Below are 17996 nucleotides of genomic sequence, written 5' to 3'. Positions count from 1 at the left end.
GGCCCCACCCTTAGGTCAACAGTTTGTTGAACGGTTGGTGGTTACGTTTTGAACCGGGCCCTGATGCCGCGCCCTGATCTCGGGCCCTTTCGTGTGCGATTCGCCAAGTGCGCCGCGCCGTGGGCCGATCCGCGCCATCCGTGTCGGCGGCACCGGTCGGGACCACCCGGCCGGCGGGCCCCCGTCCGACCGTCGGAAGGGGCACCGCCCGGGAGTGCGCACCCGCTCAGGAGGGCTTCGAGCTGTCCTGGCGGTTGAGGTAGTTGTACACGGTGAAGCGGCTGACGCCCAGGGCCGAGGCGACCGTCTCGACCCCGTGGCGGACGGTGAAGGCGCCGCGCTCCTCCAGCAGGGCGACGACCCGCTGCTTCTCCAGCCGGTCGAGCTCGGCCAGCGGGCGGCCCTCGAACTGCCGGGTCATCTCGGCCAGCAGCCGGTCCAGCGCGCTGCTCAGGTGCGGCAGCCGGACGGCCACGGCCGGGGCGCCCTCCCACTCCAGGACGACGTCCTCGGCCTTCGCCTCGTCCAGCGGGACGGGCACCGCGCCGACCGCGTCCAGCAGCGGCTTGATCGCCGCGGCGAGCGGGTGCTCCACGTGCTCGGTCACGGCGTACCGCCCTCCTCGCCCAGCACGCTGACCTGGACGGAGATGCGGGTGGCCCCGGCCTCCAGGGTCTCCCGGAGCAGTCGGGTCACCGCGGCGAGCACCTGGTCGGCCTCGCCCTCGGCGCCGGTCCCGAAGGGGCCGACCGACACGTCCAGGCCGGCTTCGTCGACGACGTTGCGGGCCGCCGCGGCGTGCTCCGGGAACGTGTCCATTTCGAATGGTTCTGTCGTGAACTCCACCATCAATCGCACGGGATCACTGTATCGAGCGCGGGTGGGGGCGGGCAGGGGTCCGGTGGCCGGACGGTCGTCCGGGGCTCAGGGGGGTGGTCGGGGGCTTCTTCAACAAAATGTTGCGACAGCCTTGACACTCGCTCCGCGGGCCGGAGATGCTTCCACCACACAGAATCCCTCTTCCGGATCGTGGAAGTTGTGGATGAAGGAAGAGAGTGAGAGGTGATGGACGTGACGGCGGCAGCCAAGCACGGCTTCACGGTCAACCTGTCGATCCTGTTCGGCGAACTCCCCTTGCTGGAACGTCCCGCAGCCGCAGCCGCGGCCGGCTTCACCGCCGCCGAGCTGTGGTGGCCCTTCGGCCCGGAGCCCGCTCCGAGCCGGACCGAACTGGACGCGCTCGGCAAGGCGTTCAGCGACGCGGGCGTCCGGCTCACCGGCCTCAACTTCCTGGACGACCTCTCCCAGGGCGCCCGTGGCACCGTCTCGGTCCCGTCCGAGAAGGACCGCTTCCGCGCCAACGTCCCGGTCGCCGCGGAGCTCGCCGCCTCGCTCGGTGCCACCGCGCTCAACGCGCTGTACGGCAACCGGATCGCGGGCGTCGAGCCCGCCGAGCAGGACGCGCTGGCGCTGGAGAACCTGGTGATCGCCGCCCGGGCCGCGCACCGGATCGGCGCCGTCCTGCTGATCGAGGCCCTCAACAGGGCCGAGTCCCCGGACTACCCGCTGGTCTCCACGGCCGCCGCGGTCGAGGTGGTCGACAAGGTCAACGCCGCCACCGGCCTGGGGAACGCCAAGTTCCTCTGCGACCTGTACCACCTGGCCAGGAACGGCGAGGACCTGGCGGCCGTCATCGACACCCACGCCGACCGGATCGGCCACGTGCAGATCGCCGACACCCCGGGCCGCAACGAACCCGGCACCGGCGAACTGGACTTCGAGGACCTGTTCGCCCGGCTCAGCGCCGCCGGTTACAGCGGTTCGATCGGCCTGGAGTACCGCCCCTCGACCGGCGTCAGCGCCGACAGCTTCGACTGGCTGCCGCGCGAGCTGCGCGCCGCCCGGTAGCGCGGTCGCCCGGCGACGAACCGTCCGGTCGCGACCTGTCCGACAGCGCCCTGCCCGGTAGTGCCCGGCCCGGAACGGTCCGGGAACCGCACCGCCCGTCCGGAGGCCCGCCCGGCCGGCCACCCCACCCGCACACGTAAGGAACGCGACGCGATGAGCGCCTCCCGCAAGATTGCCTTCGTCGGTCTCGGCATCATGGGCAAGCCCATGGCCGTCAACCTGGTCAAGGCCGGCCACCACGTGACCGGCTTCGACCTCTCCCAGGCCTCGATCGACACCGTGATCGCGGCCGGCGGCCACGGCGCCACCAGCATCGCGGACGCGGTGAAGGACGCCGAGGTCGTCATCACCATGGTCCCGGCCGACCCGCACGTTGAGGCGGTCATCCTCGGCGAGGACGGCGTCCTGGAGAACGTCGGGGCGGGCACCCTGGTGATCGACATGTCCTCGATCACCCCGCAGACCTCCATCAAGGTCGGCGAGGCCGCCCGGGCGAAGGGCGTGCGCGCCCTGGACGCGCCGGTCTCCGGCGGCGAGGCCGGGGCCGTCGAGGCGGTGCTGTCCATCATGGTCGGCGGCGCGGCGGAGGACTTCGCCGAGGCCAAGCCGCTGTTCGACGCACTCGGCACCACGGTCGTCCACGTCGGCCCGGCCGGCGCCGGCCAGACCGTCAAGGCCGCCAACCAGCTGATCGTGGCCGTCAACATCCAGGTGCTCGCCGAGGCCGTGGTGTTCCTGGAGAACGCCGGCGTCGACCTCGGCGCCGCGCTGGACGTGCTCGGCGGCGGGCTGGCCGGCTCCACCGTGCTCAACCGCAAGAGGGCGAACATGATCAACCGGGAGTTCGCCCCCGGCTTCCGGATCGACCTGCACCACAAGGACATGGGCATCGTCACCGACGCCGCCCGCGCCGTGGGCGCCGCGCTGCCGGTCGGCGCCGTGGTGGCCCAGCTGGTCGCCTCCGCCCGGGCCAACGGCGACGGCTCGCTGGACCACTCGGCGCTCCTGCGCGGTGTCGAGCGGCTCTCGGGCCGCGAGGTCGAGTAGCCGCGAGGCCTGCCGGCCCCGAGGCCTGCCGGCCCCGAGGCCTGACGGTCACGGGACCTGTCGGCCGCGAGGCCTGCCGGCCCACCCGGGGGCTCCCGCGCGGAGCCCCCGGCCCCAAGCTCCTCCTGGCGGCGTGTACCTGATCCGGTCGTGCCCGCGCCGCCAGGAGGCCGGACCCGACCGGCGTGCGGGCCGGGGCTCATCCGCCCGCCCGCCGGTCGATCCAGCCGGTGACGCGCACACCCTCCCCCGGGGGGCACCTCGGTCGTGCCCGATGCGCGTCGCCTGGCCCCCTCCCCGCCGAGGGGAGCCTCTCGTACGTCGGAAGCGGGACGAGGGGGACGGCGCGGAGGGGGTCGCACCACCCGGGAGGGGGTCGCACCACCGAGGGCACCGGGCACATGCTGGACGCACGTCGTCGAACCAACGCCAGACCCCGTACAGAAGCGAGGACCGCCTCATGCCCCCCACCCCCCGCCAGGGCCATGTGGTCGTAGCTCCGGACAAGTTCAAGGGCACCCTGGAGGGCGCCGAGGCCGCCGCCCGGATCGCCGCCGGCATCCGGCGCGCCGCGCCCGGTACCGAGGTGCGCGAACTGCCCGTCGCCGACGGCGGCGAGGGCACCCTGGCCGCCGCGCTCGCGGCCGGCTTCACCCGCGTCCCGGCCAAGGTGGCGGGCCCGACCGGCCTGCCGGTGGACGCCGCCCTCGCCGTCAGTGGTGACACCGCCGTGGTCGAGCTGGCCCAGGCCTCCGGGCTCGCCCGGCTGCCCGGCGGCCGGACGGCCCCGCTCGCGGCCGGCTCCTACGGGGTCGGCCAGCTGATCGGCCGGGCGGTGTCGCTGGGCGCCAAACGGATCGTGCTGGGCCTCGGCGGCAGTGCGTGCACCGACGGCGGGGCGGGCATGGTGCAGGCGCTCGGGGTACGCCTGCTCGATGCCGACGGCACCGAACTCCCGCCCGGCGGGGGAGCGTTGCGCCGACTCGACCGGATCGACCCGGGCCGGTCGGCCGAGCTGCTGACCGGCGTCGAGCTGGTGGTCGCCTGCGACGTGGACAACCCGCTGCTCGGCCCGCGCGGCGCCGCCGCCGTCTACGGTCCGCAGAAGGGTGCCGACGCGGACGACCTGGTGGTCCTGGAGGAGGGGCTGACCCGCTTCGCCGACCAGGTCGCCGCGGTGACCGGCCGCGACGTACGGGAGGCCCCTGGCGCGGGGGCCGCCGGCGGGGTGGGCTTCGCCGCCCTCGCCCTGCTCGGCGCCACCATGCGACCCGGTATCGAGCTGCTGCTCGAACTGCTGGGTTTCGACGAGGCCGTGCGCGGGGCACGCCTCGTCGTCACCGGCGAGGGCTGCCTGGACGCGCAGACGCTCCACGGCAAGGCCCCCGCCGGAGTCGCCGCAGCGGCTGCCCGGGCGGGGGTCCGGGTGGCCGCCGTGGCGGGCCGGCTGGAGCTGTCCGAGCCGGAGTGGCGGGCGGCCGGGTTCGCCGCCGCGCTCGCGCTCACCGACCTGGCGGAGCACCCGGGGGACAGCCTGACCAGGGCCGCCGAGCTGGCCGAGGCCGCGGGGGAGCGGTTGGCCGGGGAGCTGCTACGGGGCTGATCCCTTGGACGTTCCACCATTGACGTTTTGTTGAAGGCGGGCCTAGGCTCCCGGCAATCCTTCGGTTCCTCCGGCGTTCCGCGCCCCCCAAACCACCCTCAACTTCCAGGTTTCGGAGGTCCCCCATGCCTTTCAGCCAGCCGACGGTGATCCGCTCCCGACGGGTGGTCCTGCCCGGCGGCGAGCGTCCCGCGGACGTGCTGATCCGGGACGGGAAGATCGTCGAGGTCGCCGCGTACGGCACGTTCACCGCCGAGCCCACCGCCGAGCCCACTGCCGAGCGCACGGCCGAGTTCGCGGCCGGGTCCGCGGCGGACGCCGGCGGGATCGCCGACCTCGGTGACACCGCCCTGCTGCCCGGCCTGGTCGACACCCACGTGCACGTCAACGAGCCCGGCCGTACCGAGTGGGAGGGCTTCGCCACCGCCACCCGGGCGGCCGCGGCCGGCGGCGTCACCACCGTCATCGACATGCCGCTCAACTCCATCCCGCCCACCACCACGGTGGAGGCGCTGGAGGTCAAGCGGAAGACCGCCGAAGGCCAGGCCTGGGTCGACCTCGGCTTCTGGGGCGGAGCGGTCCCCGGCAACGTCGCCGACCTCGAACCCCTGCACCGGGCGGGCGTGTTCGGCTTCAAGAGCTTCCTCGCCCCGTCCGGCGTCGACGAGTTCCCGCACGTCGAGGCCGCCGACCTGGAGGCCGCCCTGGCCGAACAGGCCCGGATCGGGGCGCTGGCGATCATCCACGCCGAGGACCCGGCCGTCCTGGCCGCCGCACCGCAACAACCCGGCGTCCACTACCGGGACTTCCTCGCCTCCCGTCCCGCCGACGCGGAGACCGCCGCCGTCGCCCACCTGCTCGACACCGCCCGGCGCACCGGCGCCCGGGTGCACATCCTGCACGTCTCCTCGGCGGCCGTGCTGCCGCTGCTGCGCCAGGCCCGCGCCGACGGCGTACGGGTGAGCGCCGAGACCTGCCCGCACTACCTGACCCTCGCCGCCGAGCAGGTGCCGGACGGCGACACCGCCTTCAAGTGCTGCCCGCCGATCCGCGACGAGGCCAACCGCGACGCGCTCTGGGAGGCCCTGGCGAACGGCGAGTTCATCGCCGTCGTCTCCGACCACTCGCCGTCCACCCCCGACCTCAAACTGCTGCCCGAGTACGGCGGCAGCGGCGACTTCGCGGCCGCCTGGGGCGGCATCGCCTCGCTCCAGCTGGGCCTGCCGGCCGTCTGGACCGAGGCCCGCCGCCGCGGCCACACCCTGGCCGACGTGGTGCGCTGGATGTCCGCCGGACCGGCCGAGCTGGCCGGCCTCAGCGGCACCAAGGGCGCCATCGCGGTCGGCCACGACGCCGACCTGGTCGCCTTCGACCCCGACGGCGAACTCGCCGTCCGGGCCGCCGGGTTGCACCACCGCAACCCGGTGACCCCGTACGCGGGCCGGACGCTCACCGGTGCGGTCCGCACCACCTGGCTGCGCGGCCGCGTGGTGGACACCGGCGCCGAGCCCTTCGGGCGCCCGCTCACCCGGCCCGCCGTCACCCCGTCCGACAACGTCTTCTGAGGAGAGTCAGTGACCACTGCCGACACCCCGAGCGCTCCCTTCACCGAGCTGGTCGACCTGGCCTCCCGGCTGCTCGGCGCGGGCGTCGTCGCCACGAACGAGGACACCTTCGCCGACGCGGAGAACCTGCTGGTCGCGAAGCCGGCCGAGTTCCGCCCGCACACCTTCGGCCACAAGGGCCAGATCATGGACGGCTGGGAGTCCAAGCGTCGGCGTGGCGTCTCCGCCGAGCAGCCGCACCCCACCGACCAGGACCACGACTGGGCGATCGTCCGGCTCGGCGCCGCCGGGGTGATCCGCGGCGTGATCGTCGACACCGCCCACTTCACCGGCAACTACCCGGAGAGCGCCTCGGTCGAGGCCGCCTCTGTACCCGGCCACCCCTCGCCCGAGGAGCTGGACGGCGCCGAGTGGAGGACGGTGGTGCCGCGCACCCCGCTGCAGGGCGACACCGCCCACGAGTTCGCCGTCGAGGACGGCACCCGGTACACCCACGTGCGGCTGAACATCTTCCCGGACGGCGGCGTCGCCCGGCTCCGGGTGCACGGCGAGGTGCTGCCCGACCCGCGCGAACTCGACGGCCTCACCTTCGACCTGGCCGCCCAGGAGTTCGGCGGCGTGGCCGAGGCGGCCTCCGACCGCTACTTCTCCTCCCCGCACAACCTGAACGCTCCCGGCCGAGCCTCCGTCATGGGCGATGGCTGGGAGACCCGGCGTCGGCGCGACAAGGCCAACGACTGGGTGCAGATCGCCCTGGCCGGGGGCGGTGAGGTCCTGGCCGCCGAGGTGGACACCTCCTACTTCGTCGCCAATGCCCCCGGCTGGGCCGACCTGATCGGCTTCGACGCCTCGGCCGGGCAGGACCCGGCCGACGGCGAGTGGTTCGAACTCCTGCCCCGCACCCGGCTCCAGCCCGACACCCGGCACCGCTTCCGGCTCGACGCGGGCCGTCCGGTGACCCATGTGCGGATCAACGTCTACCCGGACGGCGGGCTCGCCCGCCTCCGGCTCACCGGCCGCCTCACCGGGGCCGGCCGCGCGGCCCTCGCGCTGCGCTGGTTCAACGCCGCCCCGGCCGCCGAGGCCGCGGACGCCCTCACCGGGGCCGGCCTGACCGGCACGGAGGCCGCCGAGCTGGCCGCCGCCCGCCCGCTGGCGGACCCGGCCGCGGTCGCCGCCGCGGTCGCCGCCCTCCGGCCGGCCGACGGCCCCGGCAGTTCGGACGGCTCGGACGGCTCGGATGCTTCGGACCGCCGCCGTGAGGCCGTCCGGCGCCTGCTCGGCACCTGAAACTGACGCACCGTCATCTCACTCTCCACGCACCGCGTTTATCGATATCCGAAGGACCCTCCATGTCCAAGATCCTGACCACGGAGTCCGGTGCCCCGGTCGCCGACAACCAGAACTCGGCCTCGGCCGGCGAGTACGGCCCGCTGCTGATCCAGGACCAGCACCTGCTGGAGAAGCTGGCCCGGTTCAACCGTGAGCGCATCCCGGAGCGGGTCGTGCACGCCCGGGGCTCCGGCGCGTACGGCTACTTCGAGGTCACCGACGAGGTGTCGCGGTACACCCGGGCGGCGTTCCTGTCCGAGGTCGGCAAGCGCACCGAGGTCTTCCTGCGCTTCTCCACCGTGGCCGGCAACCTGGGTGCCAGCGACGCGGTGCGCGACCCGCGCGGCTTCGCCCTGAAGTTCTACACCGAGCAGGGCAACTACGACCTGGTCGGCAACAACACCCCGGTGTTCTTCATCAAGGACCCGGTCAAGTTCCCCGACTTCATCCACTCGCAGAAGCGCGACCCGTACACCGGCGTGCAGGAGGCGGACAACGTCTGGGACTTCTGGGCCCACTCGCCGGCCTCGACCCACCAGATCACCTGGCTGTTCGGCGACCGCGGCATCCCGGCCAGCTACCGCCACATGAACGGCTACGGCTCGCACACCTACCAGTGGGTCAACGCCGAGGGCGAGGCCTACTGGGTGAAGTACCACTTCAAGACCAACCAGGGCATCCGCAGCCTGGACGGGGACCAGGCCGCCGAGGTGGTCGGCGCCGACGCCGACTCGCACCAGCGCGACCTGCACCAGGCCATCGAGCGAGGGGTCTTCCCGTCCTGGACCCTCCACGTCCAGCTGATGCCGGTCGCCGAGGCCGCGGACTACCGCTTCAACCCCTTCGACCTCACCAAGGTGTGGCCGCACGCCGACTACCCGCTGGTCAAGGTCGGGCGCCTGGTGCTCAACAGGAACCCGGAGAACGTCTTCGCCGAGGTCGAGCAGGCCGCGTTCTCGCCGAACAACTTCGTGCCCGGCATCGGCCCGTCCCCGGACAAGATGCTCCAGGGCCGTCTGTTCGCCTACGCCGACGCCCAGCGCTACCGCCTCGGCGTCAACCACACCCTGCTGCCGGTGAACGCCCCGCGCGCCACCGAGGCGAACAACTACGGCCGGGACGGGCTCATGGCCGTCAACGGTGCCGGCCGCGGCAGGAACTACGAGCCCAACTCGTACGACGGCCCGGCCCAGACCGACGAGGCGCTCGCCGCGCCGGTCAAGGTGAACGGCCACACCGGCACCTACACCACGCCGGCCCACAGCAAGGACGACGACTTCTTCCAGGCCGGTGAGCTGTACCGGCTGATGTCGGAGGGGGAGAAGGCCCGCCTGGTCGGCAACATCGCGGGCTTCCTGTCGCAGGTGACACGGGACGACGTCGTCGAGAAGAACCTGGCCCACTTCCACGCCGCCGACGAGGAGTACGGCGCCCGGGTCGCGGCGGCCGTCGCCAAGCTGCGCGCGGGCGACGAGGGCTGAGCCGGACGAGCCGACCGTCCGTCCGCTCGTCCGGCTCCTCCGACCATCCGTATCCGCACGGCCACCGGGGCCCGCAACCCGGCGGCCGCACGACGGGCCCCTCCCCCCAGGGCAGTGGGGGAGGGGCCCGTCGGCGTCGGGTGGCCGCCCCTTCTACCAGGTGGCCGAGCCGTGCTCCACGGAATGCTCACGGATATTCACGGACGGCAGTTGCCGGGGCCGCGGGGTCGATAGGCTGGAGACCGCCCGCGGTCGCTCCGTGGGGGGACATCGGAAGGGGACGACATGTCGACACCAGCCCCGGGTCGTCACGCCGCTTTGGACCAGGGCCTGCCGGGCCCGTTCACCTCCCTGCAGCACGCCCTCAGACTGCTGGAGGCCGTCGACCGGCACCCCGACGGCGCCACCCTGGTCGCCCTCGCGCGGGAGACCTCGCTCGGCCTGCCGACCGTGCGGCGGCTCGCGGAGATCCTGGAGATCGAGGGCTACCTCCAGTGCCAGGACGGGGGTTGGGTGCTCGGGGGCACCTTCGCCCTGCTCGGGCAGCACAACCGGGAACAGCTGGTCAAGGCCCGGCTGAACCGCAAACTCGCCGAACTCCGTGACGAGTTGGGTGCCGCGGTGTACTTCAGCCGCTACCACGACGGGGAGTTGTCGGTCGAGGCGGTCTCGGCGTCCGACTTCGCGCCGGCCGTGCAGGAGTGGGTGGACTTCCGGGCCACCGCGCACGCCAGCGCGATCGGCAAGTGCCTGCTCGGCCAGCTGGACGCGGACGCCCGGCGCGACCACCTCTCCCGGCACCCGGTCGCCCGGCTCACCTCCCGTACGGTCACCGACGCGGACCAGCTGATGCACCGGCTGGAGCGGCAGCCGGCCACGGTGCCGGTGCTGGACATCCAGGAGTACGCGCTCGGCACGGTGTGCGCGGCGGTGCCGATCACGGCGGGCAGCACGGTCGGCTGCCTGGCGACCTCGATGCCGGCGGACAACATCCACAAGCTGAAGGCCGCCGCCGAGCTGCTGGCGGCCCGGGCGGCGCCGCTGATGCTGGCGATGGCGGTCTGAGCCGTCCGCCCGACGGGCCCCGCCGGACGTGCCGCGTCCGGCGGGGCCCTCGTCGTCCCGGCCGCTCCCCTGGTGGTGTTTCAGCGGCCGTCCCCGGGTGCACATCACTTATTAGACTCGATGTCGATAAGAGTTGCCGAAACCCTTGTCCCGGCCGCTACCCGCGAGTACGTTTCCCTCAGCCGAGCCGCCCGCCCAGGTCAGGAGGGCCTGTCATGACCCGAACCACCCCTGTCCCCGCCCTCGCCGCCCCCGCCGCGCGCGTGCACGAAAGCCTCGTCCTGGAGCCCCGGGACGTCCGCTTCGACTGGTCCCAGCTGCCGCTGCACTGGATCCCGGACGAGCCGATGGCCACCCACGTCATCAACGTGCTGCACCTGCTGCTGCCCGAGGGCGAGCGCTGGTTCGTCCGGGTGTTCAAGGAGGCGCTGCCGCTGATCCGGGACGAGCAGCTGCGCGAGGAGGTGCTCGGCTTCATCGGGCAGGAGGCCATCCACGCCGAGGCGCACGAGGAGGTGCTCGCCCACCTGCTCGGCCAGGGGCTCGACCCGCGCCCGTACGTCCGGCAGATCTCCTGGCTGTTCCAGCGCGTCCTGGGCGACAAGCCGGGCCTGGCGCCGGCCCGGCGGCGGGAGAACATCATCGAGCGGGTCGCCTTCATCGCGGCGATCGAGCATTTCACCGCCTTCCTCGGCAACTGGGCCCTCAACTCGCCCGGCCTGGACCGGGCGAAGGCCGACCCGACCATGCTCGACCTGCTGCGCTGGCACGGCGCCGAGGAGGTCGAACACCGCAGCGTCGCCTTCGACCTGATGGTCCACCTGGACCCGGGGTATCTGCGCCGGGTGCGCGGGATGATGATGTCCGGGCCGCTGCTGGTCCATCTGTGGGTGCGCGGCGCCCGGTTCATGCTCGCCGCCGACCCGACGCTGGAGGGGCGGCTCAAGCCGACCTGGCGGGAGGCGGGCCGGATCGCCAAGCGCGGGCTGCTGCCGGATCCGATGAAGTCGGTCCGCTCCGGGCTGCGGTACCTGAGGCCGGGCTACCACCCGACCCAGGAGGGGTCCTCCAGTCAGGCGCTGGGCTACCTGGCCACATCCCCGGCCGCCCGCGCGGCGGCTGCGAACAGCTGACGGCTGACAGCTGACAGATTTCAGCGAACAGAAAACGTCATCTGTTCGCTGAAATCCGAACGCTGAAATCTGAACGCCGAACCCCGACCGCCGAAGCCCGGCGCCCGCCCGCCCGCTCGCCACCCCCTCCCCAAGGACCCCGCCGGATGGATCTGCTCACCCCGCCCCCCGACCTCTACGGCCGCCCCCGGGCCGACTCCTTCATCCGCTGGCTCACCGCCTTCGGCGACCGCTACTCCCCGGCGCTCGGTGGCCCGCTGCTGCGCCGCAACCCCCGCCGCCCGTTCAGCCGCCCCACCCCGCTGCTCCAGCTGGTCGTCGCCGCCCGCCGCCAACTCGCATCCGACGTCATCGAGTTGACCCTCGCCGACCCCTCCGGTGGGCCACTGCCCCCCTGGCAGCCCGGCGCCCACCTGCGCCTCGCCCTGCCCTCCGGCCGCGAGCGCCACTACTCGCTCAGCGGCGACCCGGCCGACCGCCACGGCTACCGGATCGCCGTACGGCGGCTGCCCGAGGGCGGCGGCGGATCCGTCGAGATCCACGACACCCTGCACCCGGGCGCCCGTCTCACCGCCCGCCGCCCGCGCAACGGCTTCGCCTTCTGCACCGAGCCCGCCGTCCTCCTGCTCGCCGGCGGCATCGGCATCACCCCCCTCCTCCCGATGGCCCGCGAGGCGCAACGGCACGGCCTCGACTGGCGCCTGGTCCACGTCGGGCGCAGCGCCGACACCCTCCCGTACGCGGAGGAGCTGCGCGCCCTCGACCCGCACCGCGTGGTGCTGCGCACCGACGACGCGCACGGCGGCGTCCCCACCGGCGCCGAACTGCTCGCCCACGCCCCGCGCGGCGCCGCCGTCTACTGCTGCGGCCCGGCCCCGATGCTCACCGCCGTCCAGCGGGCCCTGGACGGATCCCCGGCCACCGCCCTGCACTTCGAGCGCTTCGGTGCCGCCCCGGTCACCGACGGCCGGCCCTTCGCCGTGCGCCTGGGCGCCGACGGCCCGACCCTCGACGTCCCCGCCGACCGCTCCGCCCTGGACGTGCTGCGCGAGGCCCGCCCCGACCTCCCGTACTCCTGCCACCAGGGCTTCTGCGGCACCTGCGAGGTCCGCCTGGTCTCCGGAGAGCCCGACCATCGGGACCGCCGCCTCACCCCCGAGCAGCGCGCCGCCGGCGCCCTCCTGCCCTGCGTCTCCCGGGCCGCCGAGGGCGAGACCCTCGTGCTCGACCTCTAGAAGGAGCCCCGATGCCCCCGCTGGCGAAAGCGACCCACGCGACCCCCGCGTCCCCCGCGTCCTCCGCGTTCCCCGCCTTCCCCTACACCGAGCACGACCTCGCCCGCTTCCGCGCGACCCAGCAGCTCGCCTACGACTGCGCCGAACAGGTCGCCGCCTGGATCGAACCGGGCGTCACCGAGCGGCAGGCCACCGCCGAGCTGCGCCGCCGCCTGGTCGCCGCCGGGGTGCAGGACTTCTTCCACGTCCCCTTCGCCTGGTTCGGCGACCGCACGGCCTTCCGGCACTTCCACACCCCGCTCCAGTTCTTCGCCGGCAACCGCCGCCTGGAGGAGGGCATGCCGTACGTGCTGGACTGCGCCCCCATCGTGGACGGCTACACCGCCGACATCGGCTACGGCGGCAAGGTCGGCGAGAACCGGGTCTGGGACCGCCTGGCCGCCGACCTGAAGGTCTACCGCGAGCTGATCCTCACCGAGGTGCGCGCCCGCAGGCCTCTGAACGAGGTCTACGCCGCCGTGGACGCGCAGATCGCCGCGCACGGCTACGACAACCGGCACCAGGTCTACCCGGGCCGGGTGATCGGCCACCAGGTCACCCGCACCACCGTGCGCGGCCCGGCCGGGGTGAACGTCTTCGGCTTCGGTGTGCGTACCCTCCAGACCCTCGGCCGTGAGCTCATCTCCGAGCGGCTGCACGGCCGTTCACCGCTGTGGGCGGACGGCCGGTCGTCCCGGCACGCACCCACTCCGGGCCTGTGGGCGGTCGAGCCGCACATCGGCTTCCGCGGCGTGGGCATCAAGTTCGAGGAACTGCTGGTGGTCACCGAGGACGACGCCTACTGGCTCGACGACGACCTCCCGCACGTCCGCCGCTGGACCACCGGGTCGGCCACCGCGCCGGCCACCGCGTCGACCGCCGCCGAGCCGACCGACACCCTGGAGGCCACCCGATGACGCCCCCCGTCCGCCGCCGCACCGTCCACTCCGGCGGCCTCCCGCTCGCCGTCTTCGAGCAGGGCGACCCGGCCGCCCCCACCGTCCTCCTCGTCCACGGCTACCCCGACACCCACGCCGTCTGGGACGACATCGCCGCCGACCTCGCCCGCGACCACCACGTGGTCCGCTACGACGTGCGCGGCGCCGGGGAGTCCGGCGTCCCCGCCGACCGGGCCGGCTACCGCCTGGAGCAGCTCGCCGAAGACCTGTTCGCCGTCGCCGACGCGGTCAGCCCGGACCGCCCGGTCCACCTGCTCGCCCACGACTGGGGCTCGATCCAGTCCTGGGAGGCCGTCACCGCCCCCGGCGCCGAGCACCGGATCGCCTCGTACACCACCGTGTCCGGCCCCAGCCTGGACCACATGGGCCACTGGCTGCGCCACCGGCTGCGCCGCCCCACCCCCCGCCACCTGCGGCAGCTGCTCCACCAGGGCGCGCACTCCTGGTACATCACCGCCTTCCACCTGCCCTTCCTCGCCCCCGCCGTCTGGCGCCTCGGCCTGGCCCGGGCCTGGCCGAGGGTGCTGCGCGACCTGGAGCACGTCACCCCGCGCGCCGACCACCCGCAGCGCAGCCTGCGCCGCGACGCGGTGCGCGGCATCGAGCTCTACCGGGCCAACTTCCGCCCCACCCTGGGCAGCCCGCGCGAGCGGCCGACCGAGGTGCCGGTCCAGCTGATCACCCTCACCCGGGACCGCTACGTCGGCACCTACCTCTCCGAGGGCCTGGAGCGCTGGGTGCCGAACCTGACCCGACGGACGCTGCACGCCGGCCACTGGTCGGCGCTGCTGGAGAAGGGAGCCACCGTGGCCGGCATGGTCCGCGAGTTCACCGCCCGCATCGACAAAGGGGGCGCCCAACCCGCTGAGGGCGAGGGACGGTTGGTGGTGGTGACCGGCGGCGGCAGCGGCATCGGACGGGCCACCGCGCTGGCCTTCGCCGAGGACGGCGCCCGGGTGGTGGTCTGCGACCTCGACCTCGCCGCCGCCGAGCGCACCGCCGAACTCGCCTCGCTGATCGGTCCGCAGGCGCACGCCTACCGGGTGGACGTCTCCGACGGCGCCGCGATGGACGCCTTCGCGCAGACCGTCGCCGCCGAGCACGGCGTGCCCGACGTGATGGTCAACAACGCGGGCATCGGCCACTCCGGGACGTTCCTCCAGACCACCGAGAAGGAGTGGCAGCGGGTCCTGGACGTCAACCTCTGGGGCGTGATCCACGGCTGCCGCGCCTTCGGCACCCTGATGGCCGACAGCGGCCAGGGCGGACACATCGTCAACGTCTCCTCGGCCGCCGCCTACCTGCCGTCCAAGGCGCTCACCGCCTACGCCACCAGCAAGGCCGCGGTGTTCATGCTCTCCGACTGCCTGCGCGCCGAGTTCGTCGGCCACGGCATCGGTGTCTCCACCATCTGCCCGGGCATCGTCAACACCAACATCACCCGCACCTCCACCTTCTCCGCCACCACCGCCGTCGAGCAGTCCGCGAAGCAGGCCCGCGCCGCGAAGCTCTACGCCCGCCGCGGCTTCCCCCCGGAGAAGGTCGCCACCGCCATCCTGACCGCCGTCCGCACCGGCAAGCCCGTCGTCCCGGTCACCCCCGAGGCGAAGGCCGCCCGCCTCCTCTCCCGCCTCAGCCCCGGCCTCCTCCGCCTCGCCGCCCGCCTCAACGTCACCTGAGACGGCGGCCGGGACGTCACCCGGAACATCGGCCGGGACACCTGCGCGGGCGTCCGGCTACGCTGACCCGGTGATCGAGGATGGCGCTACGGACAAGGGCAGTGTGACCACGGTGCGGCGGATCGGCGAGACGATCCGCCGCCCGGTCGGCGAGTGGACGCCCGCGGTGCACGCCCTGTTGACCCACCTCGAAGCGGTGGGCTTCACCCGGGCCCCGCGACCCATCGGCATCGACGGCACCGACGAGGTGCTGTCGCTGCTGCACGGCGAACCCGCCTTCAGCCCCTGGCCGTCGCCCCTGCGCTCGACCGGCGGAGTCGTCGAACTCGGGCGCTGGCTACGCGAATACCACGACGCCGTCCGGGACTTCCGGCCGCCGGCCGACGCGCGGTGGCAGGGCCAGGAGGAGGAGTGGCGGCCCGGCATGGTCATCCGGCACGGCGACCTCGGCCCGTGGAACTCCATCTGGACCGGCGACAGCCTGGTCGGCTTCATCGACTGGGACTTCGCCGCGCCCGGCCACGCCCTCGACGACCTCGCGCAACTCGCCTGGTACGCCGTGCCGTTGCGCCCCGTCGAGCAGCAGCGCAGGGCATCGGTCGCCGGTGCACCCGTCCTGCGCGGCCGCCTCGACGCCCTGTGCGCCGCCTACGGAGCGCAGCCGGCGGCCGTGCTCGACGCGCTGGACGCCGTCCAGTCCCGCGAGGCCGAGCGCATCGAACGGCTCGGCGGGCTCGGCCAGGAGCCGTGGGCGACGTTCCTCGCCCGCGGTGACGCGGCCGAGATGGCGGCCGAGCGCTCCTGGCTCCGCGCCGAACGCACACTGCTCCTCGACAGCGACAGCGACAGCGACGGCGACAGCGACAGCGACGGCGACGGTACGGGCGGCTGAGCACCGCCGACACCGGCTGACGGGGGCCGTTCGAGGCTGTGAGAGCATCGAGGTCCATGGAGATGACAACCGCTCTGTGGTCCTTCGCCCTCGTCGTGGGGCTGCTCACGCTCACCCCCGGGCTCGACACCGCGCTGATCCTCCGGACCTCCGCGCTGGGGCGGCGCCGGCAGGCGTGGGGGGTCGTGCTCGGGATCCAGACCGGGACGCTGATCTGGGGGACGCTGACCTCGGCGGGGGTGACGGCACTGCTGACCGCCTCGCAGGTGGCGTACGAGGTGCTGCGCTGGGCCGGTGCCGCGTACCTGGTGTGGATGGGCATCGGGATGCTGCGCAACCGGGGCGACCAGACCGCGGTCGAGGAGGCGCCGGCCGAGGGCGGCTTCGGGTACGGCTGGCGGCGCGGCTCACTGACCAACCTGCTGAACCCCAAGGTCGGGGTGTTCTACGTGGCCGTGCTGCCGCAGTTCATCCCCGCCGGGGCCCCGCACTTCGCCGCCGGGGTGGCGCTGACCTGCGTCCACGTCGTGGAGGGCGTGCTCTGGTCGACCGTCCTGGTCGGCTTCGCCCAGGTGCTGCGCGGCTGGCTGCGCAAGCCGGCCGCCCGACGCCTGATGGACCGGGTGACCGGCGTGGTGGTGGTGGGCTTCGGCCTGAAGCTGGCGCTCACCGACTGATCCGGGCCCGACCAGTCCGAACCCGACCAGTCCGAACCCGACCAGTCCGAACCCGACTGGTCCGACCCCGGCTGATGTGACCCGCCCGGCTCACGCCGCGTGCGTCCGCGGCCCCTGGCGGCCCTCCGCCTCGGCCACGTCGTGGTGGATCGGCCCGTCCCCGGCGCTCAGCGGCAGGCAGCTGCCGCCGCGCCGGTGGGCGATGATCTCGGCGGCGACCGAGACCGCCGTCTCCTCGGGCGTACGGGAGCCGAGGTCGAGCCCGATCGGGGAGCGCAGCCGGGCGAGCTCGGCGTCCGTCAGCCCGGCCTCGCGCAGCCGGGCCATCCGGTCGCGGTGGGTGCGGCGCGAGCCCATCGCACCGACGTAGCCGAGCGGCAGTCGCAGGGCGCGCTCCAGCAGCGGGATGTCGAACTTGGCGTCGTGGGTGAGCACGCACAGCACGGTGCGCCCGTCGATCCGGCCGAGCTGGGAGTCGAGGTAGCGGTGCGGCCAGTCGACGACCACCTCGTCGGCGTCCGGGAAGCGCCGCGTGGTGGCGAAGACCGGCCGGGCGTCGCAGACCGTGACGTGGTAGCCGAGGAACTTGCCGATCCGCACCACGGCGGCGGCGAAGTCGATCGCGCCGAACACCAGCATCCGCGGTGCCGGCACGTAGGACTCGACGAAGCAGGTGACCGTCCCCTGCTGGTGTTCGTCGCAGGGCCGCCCGTCCAGGCCGAGCACGATCCGCCCGGTGTGCCCGGCGTCCAGCATCGCCCGTGCCTCGGCGACCACCGCCCGCTCCAGCGCGCCCACCGTGGACGGTCCGACCGAGAGGGCCCCGAAGGCGCCGGAGGCGGTGACCGCGAGGGTGGCGCCGACCAGCCCGCCCGGCCCGGCTATCACCCGGGCGAGCGCGACCGGCTCGCCGGTGGCGATGCGGGCGATGCCGGCGTCCAGTCCGGGATCCGTTCCCGGCACGATCGGCTGGACGAACACGTCGAGGGTCCCGCCGCAGGTCAGCCCGACGGCGAAGGCGTCCTCGTCGCTGTAGCCGAAGCGCTCCAGCACCGGCTCGCCGCTCTCGATCGCGGCCCGGCACAGCTCGTACACCGCTCCCTCGACGCACCCGCCGGAGACGCTGCCGATCGCCTCCCCGGCCATGTCCACGGCCAGTGCCGCGCCCGGGTCGCGGGGGGCGCTGCCGGAGACCCCGACCACGGTGGCCACGGCGAAGGCGCGCCCGGACGCGTGCCACGCCTGCAACCGTTCGGCGATGTCCTGCATGTCGGAGAGCTCCTTCACGGTTTCGACGGTAGCGGGAGACGCCGCCGTACGGGAAACGATCCCGTACGGCGGCGGTTGTGCTCAATCGGCGGTACCGCCGTGATCCGACGGC

At 73.7% G+C, this 17996-nt stretch carries 16 protein-coding genes; 13 read left to right on the top strand and 3 right to left on the bottom strand.

The features are described from left to right. Window positions 1-226: 226 nt before the first annotated feature. Both RZ50_RS25680 and RZ50_RS25675 read right to left on the bottom strand, forming a co-directional pair. A complete protein-coding gene (locus RZ50_RS25680; RefSeq protein WP_196950735.1) occupies window positions 227-607 on the bottom strand; it encodes a helix-turn-helix domain-containing protein in 381 nt (126 codons plus the stop codon). Next, complete coding sequence (locus tag RZ50_RS25675) at window positions 604-849, bottom strand: thiamine-binding protein (protein ID WP_256463776.1); 246 nt, start codon at window positions 847-849, stop codon at window positions 604-606. The genes RZ50_RS25680 and RZ50_RS25675 overlap by 4 nt, the downstream gene beginning before the upstream one ends. Window positions 850-1065: 216 nt before the next feature. Between RZ50_RS25675 and RZ50_RS25670 the strand changes: the two genes are divergently transcribed. The 13 genes from RZ50_RS25670 (at window position 1066) to RZ50_RS25610 (ending at window position 16615) form a co-directional block, all read left to right on the top strand. Continuing rightward, window positions 1066-1908, top strand: a complete 843-nt coding sequence (locus RZ50_RS25670) for a hydroxypyruvate isomerase family protein (protein ID WP_196950763.1) — start codon at window positions 1066-1068, stop codon at window positions 1906-1908. 153 nt (window positions 1909-2061) lie between these two features. Beyond that, complete coding sequence (locus RZ50_RS25665; protein ID WP_196950737.1) at window positions 2062-2955, top strand: 2-hydroxy-3-oxopropionate reductase; 894 nt, start codon at window positions 2062-2064, stop codon at window positions 2953-2955. Window positions 2956-3415: 460 nt separating this feature from the next. Next, on the top strand, window positions 3416-4558 hold the full coding sequence (locus tag RZ50_RS25660) for a glycerate kinase (protein ID WP_196950738.1): 1143 nt from the start codon (window positions 3416-3418) through the stop codon (window positions 4556-4558). 125 nt (window positions 4559-4683) lie between these two features. After that, window positions 4684-6123, top strand: coding sequence for an allantoinase AllB (gene allB / locus RZ50_RS25655; protein WP_196950739.1), 1440 nt, complete (start codon window positions 4684-4686; stop codon window positions 6121-6123). Window positions 6124-6132: 9 nt separating this feature from the next. Next, window positions 6133-7413, top strand: a complete 1281-nt coding sequence (alc, locus tag RZ50_RS25650) for an allantoicase (RefSeq protein WP_196950740.1) — start codon at window positions 6133-6135, stop codon at window positions 7411-7413. Between the two features lie 62 nt (window positions 7414-7475). Continuing rightward, window positions 7476-8936 carry a catalase gene (locus tag RZ50_RS25645; protein ID WP_196950741.1) on the top strand — a complete coding sequence of 487 codons (1461 nt, stop codon included), beginning with the start codon at window positions 7476-7478 and terminating at the stop codon, window positions 8934-8936. A gap of 285 nt (window positions 8937-9221) precedes the next feature. Then, the gene (locus RZ50_RS25640) at window positions 9222-10001 is read left to right on the top strand and encodes an IclR family transcriptional regulator (protein WP_196950742.1); all 780 of its coding nucleotides are present in this window, start codon (window positions 9222-9224) and stop codon (window positions 9999-10001) included. A 215-nt stretch (window positions 10002-10216) separates the two neighbouring features. Beyond that, window positions 10217-11134 carry a metal-dependent hydrolase gene (locus tag RZ50_RS25635; RefSeq protein WP_196950743.1) on the top strand — a complete coding sequence of 306 codons (918 nt, stop codon included), beginning with the start codon at window positions 10217-10219 and terminating at the stop codon, window positions 11132-11134. 146 nt (window positions 11135-11280) lie between these two features. After that, window positions 11281-12369: a PDR/VanB family oxidoreductase gene (locus RZ50_RS25630; RefSeq protein WP_196950744.1), complete on the top strand. Its 1089-nt coding sequence runs from the start codon at window positions 11281-11283 to the stop codon at window positions 12367-12369. Window positions 12370-12380: 11 nt separating this feature from the next. Next, window positions 12381-13325 carry a M24 family metallopeptidase gene (locus RZ50_RS25625; RefSeq protein ID WP_196950745.1) on the top strand — a complete coding sequence of 315 codons (945 nt, stop codon included), beginning with the start codon at window positions 12381-12383 and terminating at the stop codon, window positions 13323-13325. Then, the gene (locus RZ50_RS25620) at window positions 13322-15046 is read left to right on the top strand and encodes an SDR family oxidoreductase (protein ID WP_196950746.1); all 1725 of its coding nucleotides are present in this window, start codon (window positions 13322-13324) and stop codon (window positions 15044-15046) included. The genes RZ50_RS25625 and RZ50_RS25620 overlap by 4 nt, the downstream gene beginning before the upstream one ends. Window positions 15047-15116: 70 nt before the next feature. Then, window positions 15117-15938 carry an aminoglycoside phosphotransferase family protein gene (locus tag RZ50_RS30240; protein WP_196950747.1) on the top strand — a complete coding sequence of 274 codons (822 nt, stop codon included), beginning with the start codon at window positions 15117-15119 and terminating at the stop codon, window positions 15936-15938. 56 nt (window positions 15939-15994) lie between these two features. Then, entirely contained in the window at window positions 15995-16615 is a 621-nt protein-coding gene (locus tag RZ50_RS25610; protein WP_196950748.1) for a LysE family translocator, read from the top strand. Window positions 16616-16705: 90 nt separating this feature from the next. On the opposite strand, the gene RZ50_RS25605 is transcribed toward RZ50_RS25610, so the two are convergent. Next, the gene (locus RZ50_RS25605; protein ID WP_196950764.1) at window positions 16706-17884 is read right to left on the bottom strand and encodes an XdhC/CoxI family protein; all 1179 of its coding nucleotides are present in this window, start codon (window positions 17882-17884) and stop codon (window positions 16706-16708) included. Between the last annotated feature and the right edge of the window lie 112 nt (window positions 17885-17996).

The organism is Kitasatospora sp. SUK 42, from assembly GCF_015776785.2.
GTDB lineage: Bacteria > Actinomycetota > Actinomycetes > Streptomycetales > Streptomycetaceae > Kitasatospora.
Note: the sequence above shows the minus strand (reverse complement) of the source record. Positions and strands in the feature narration are given on the sequence as shown.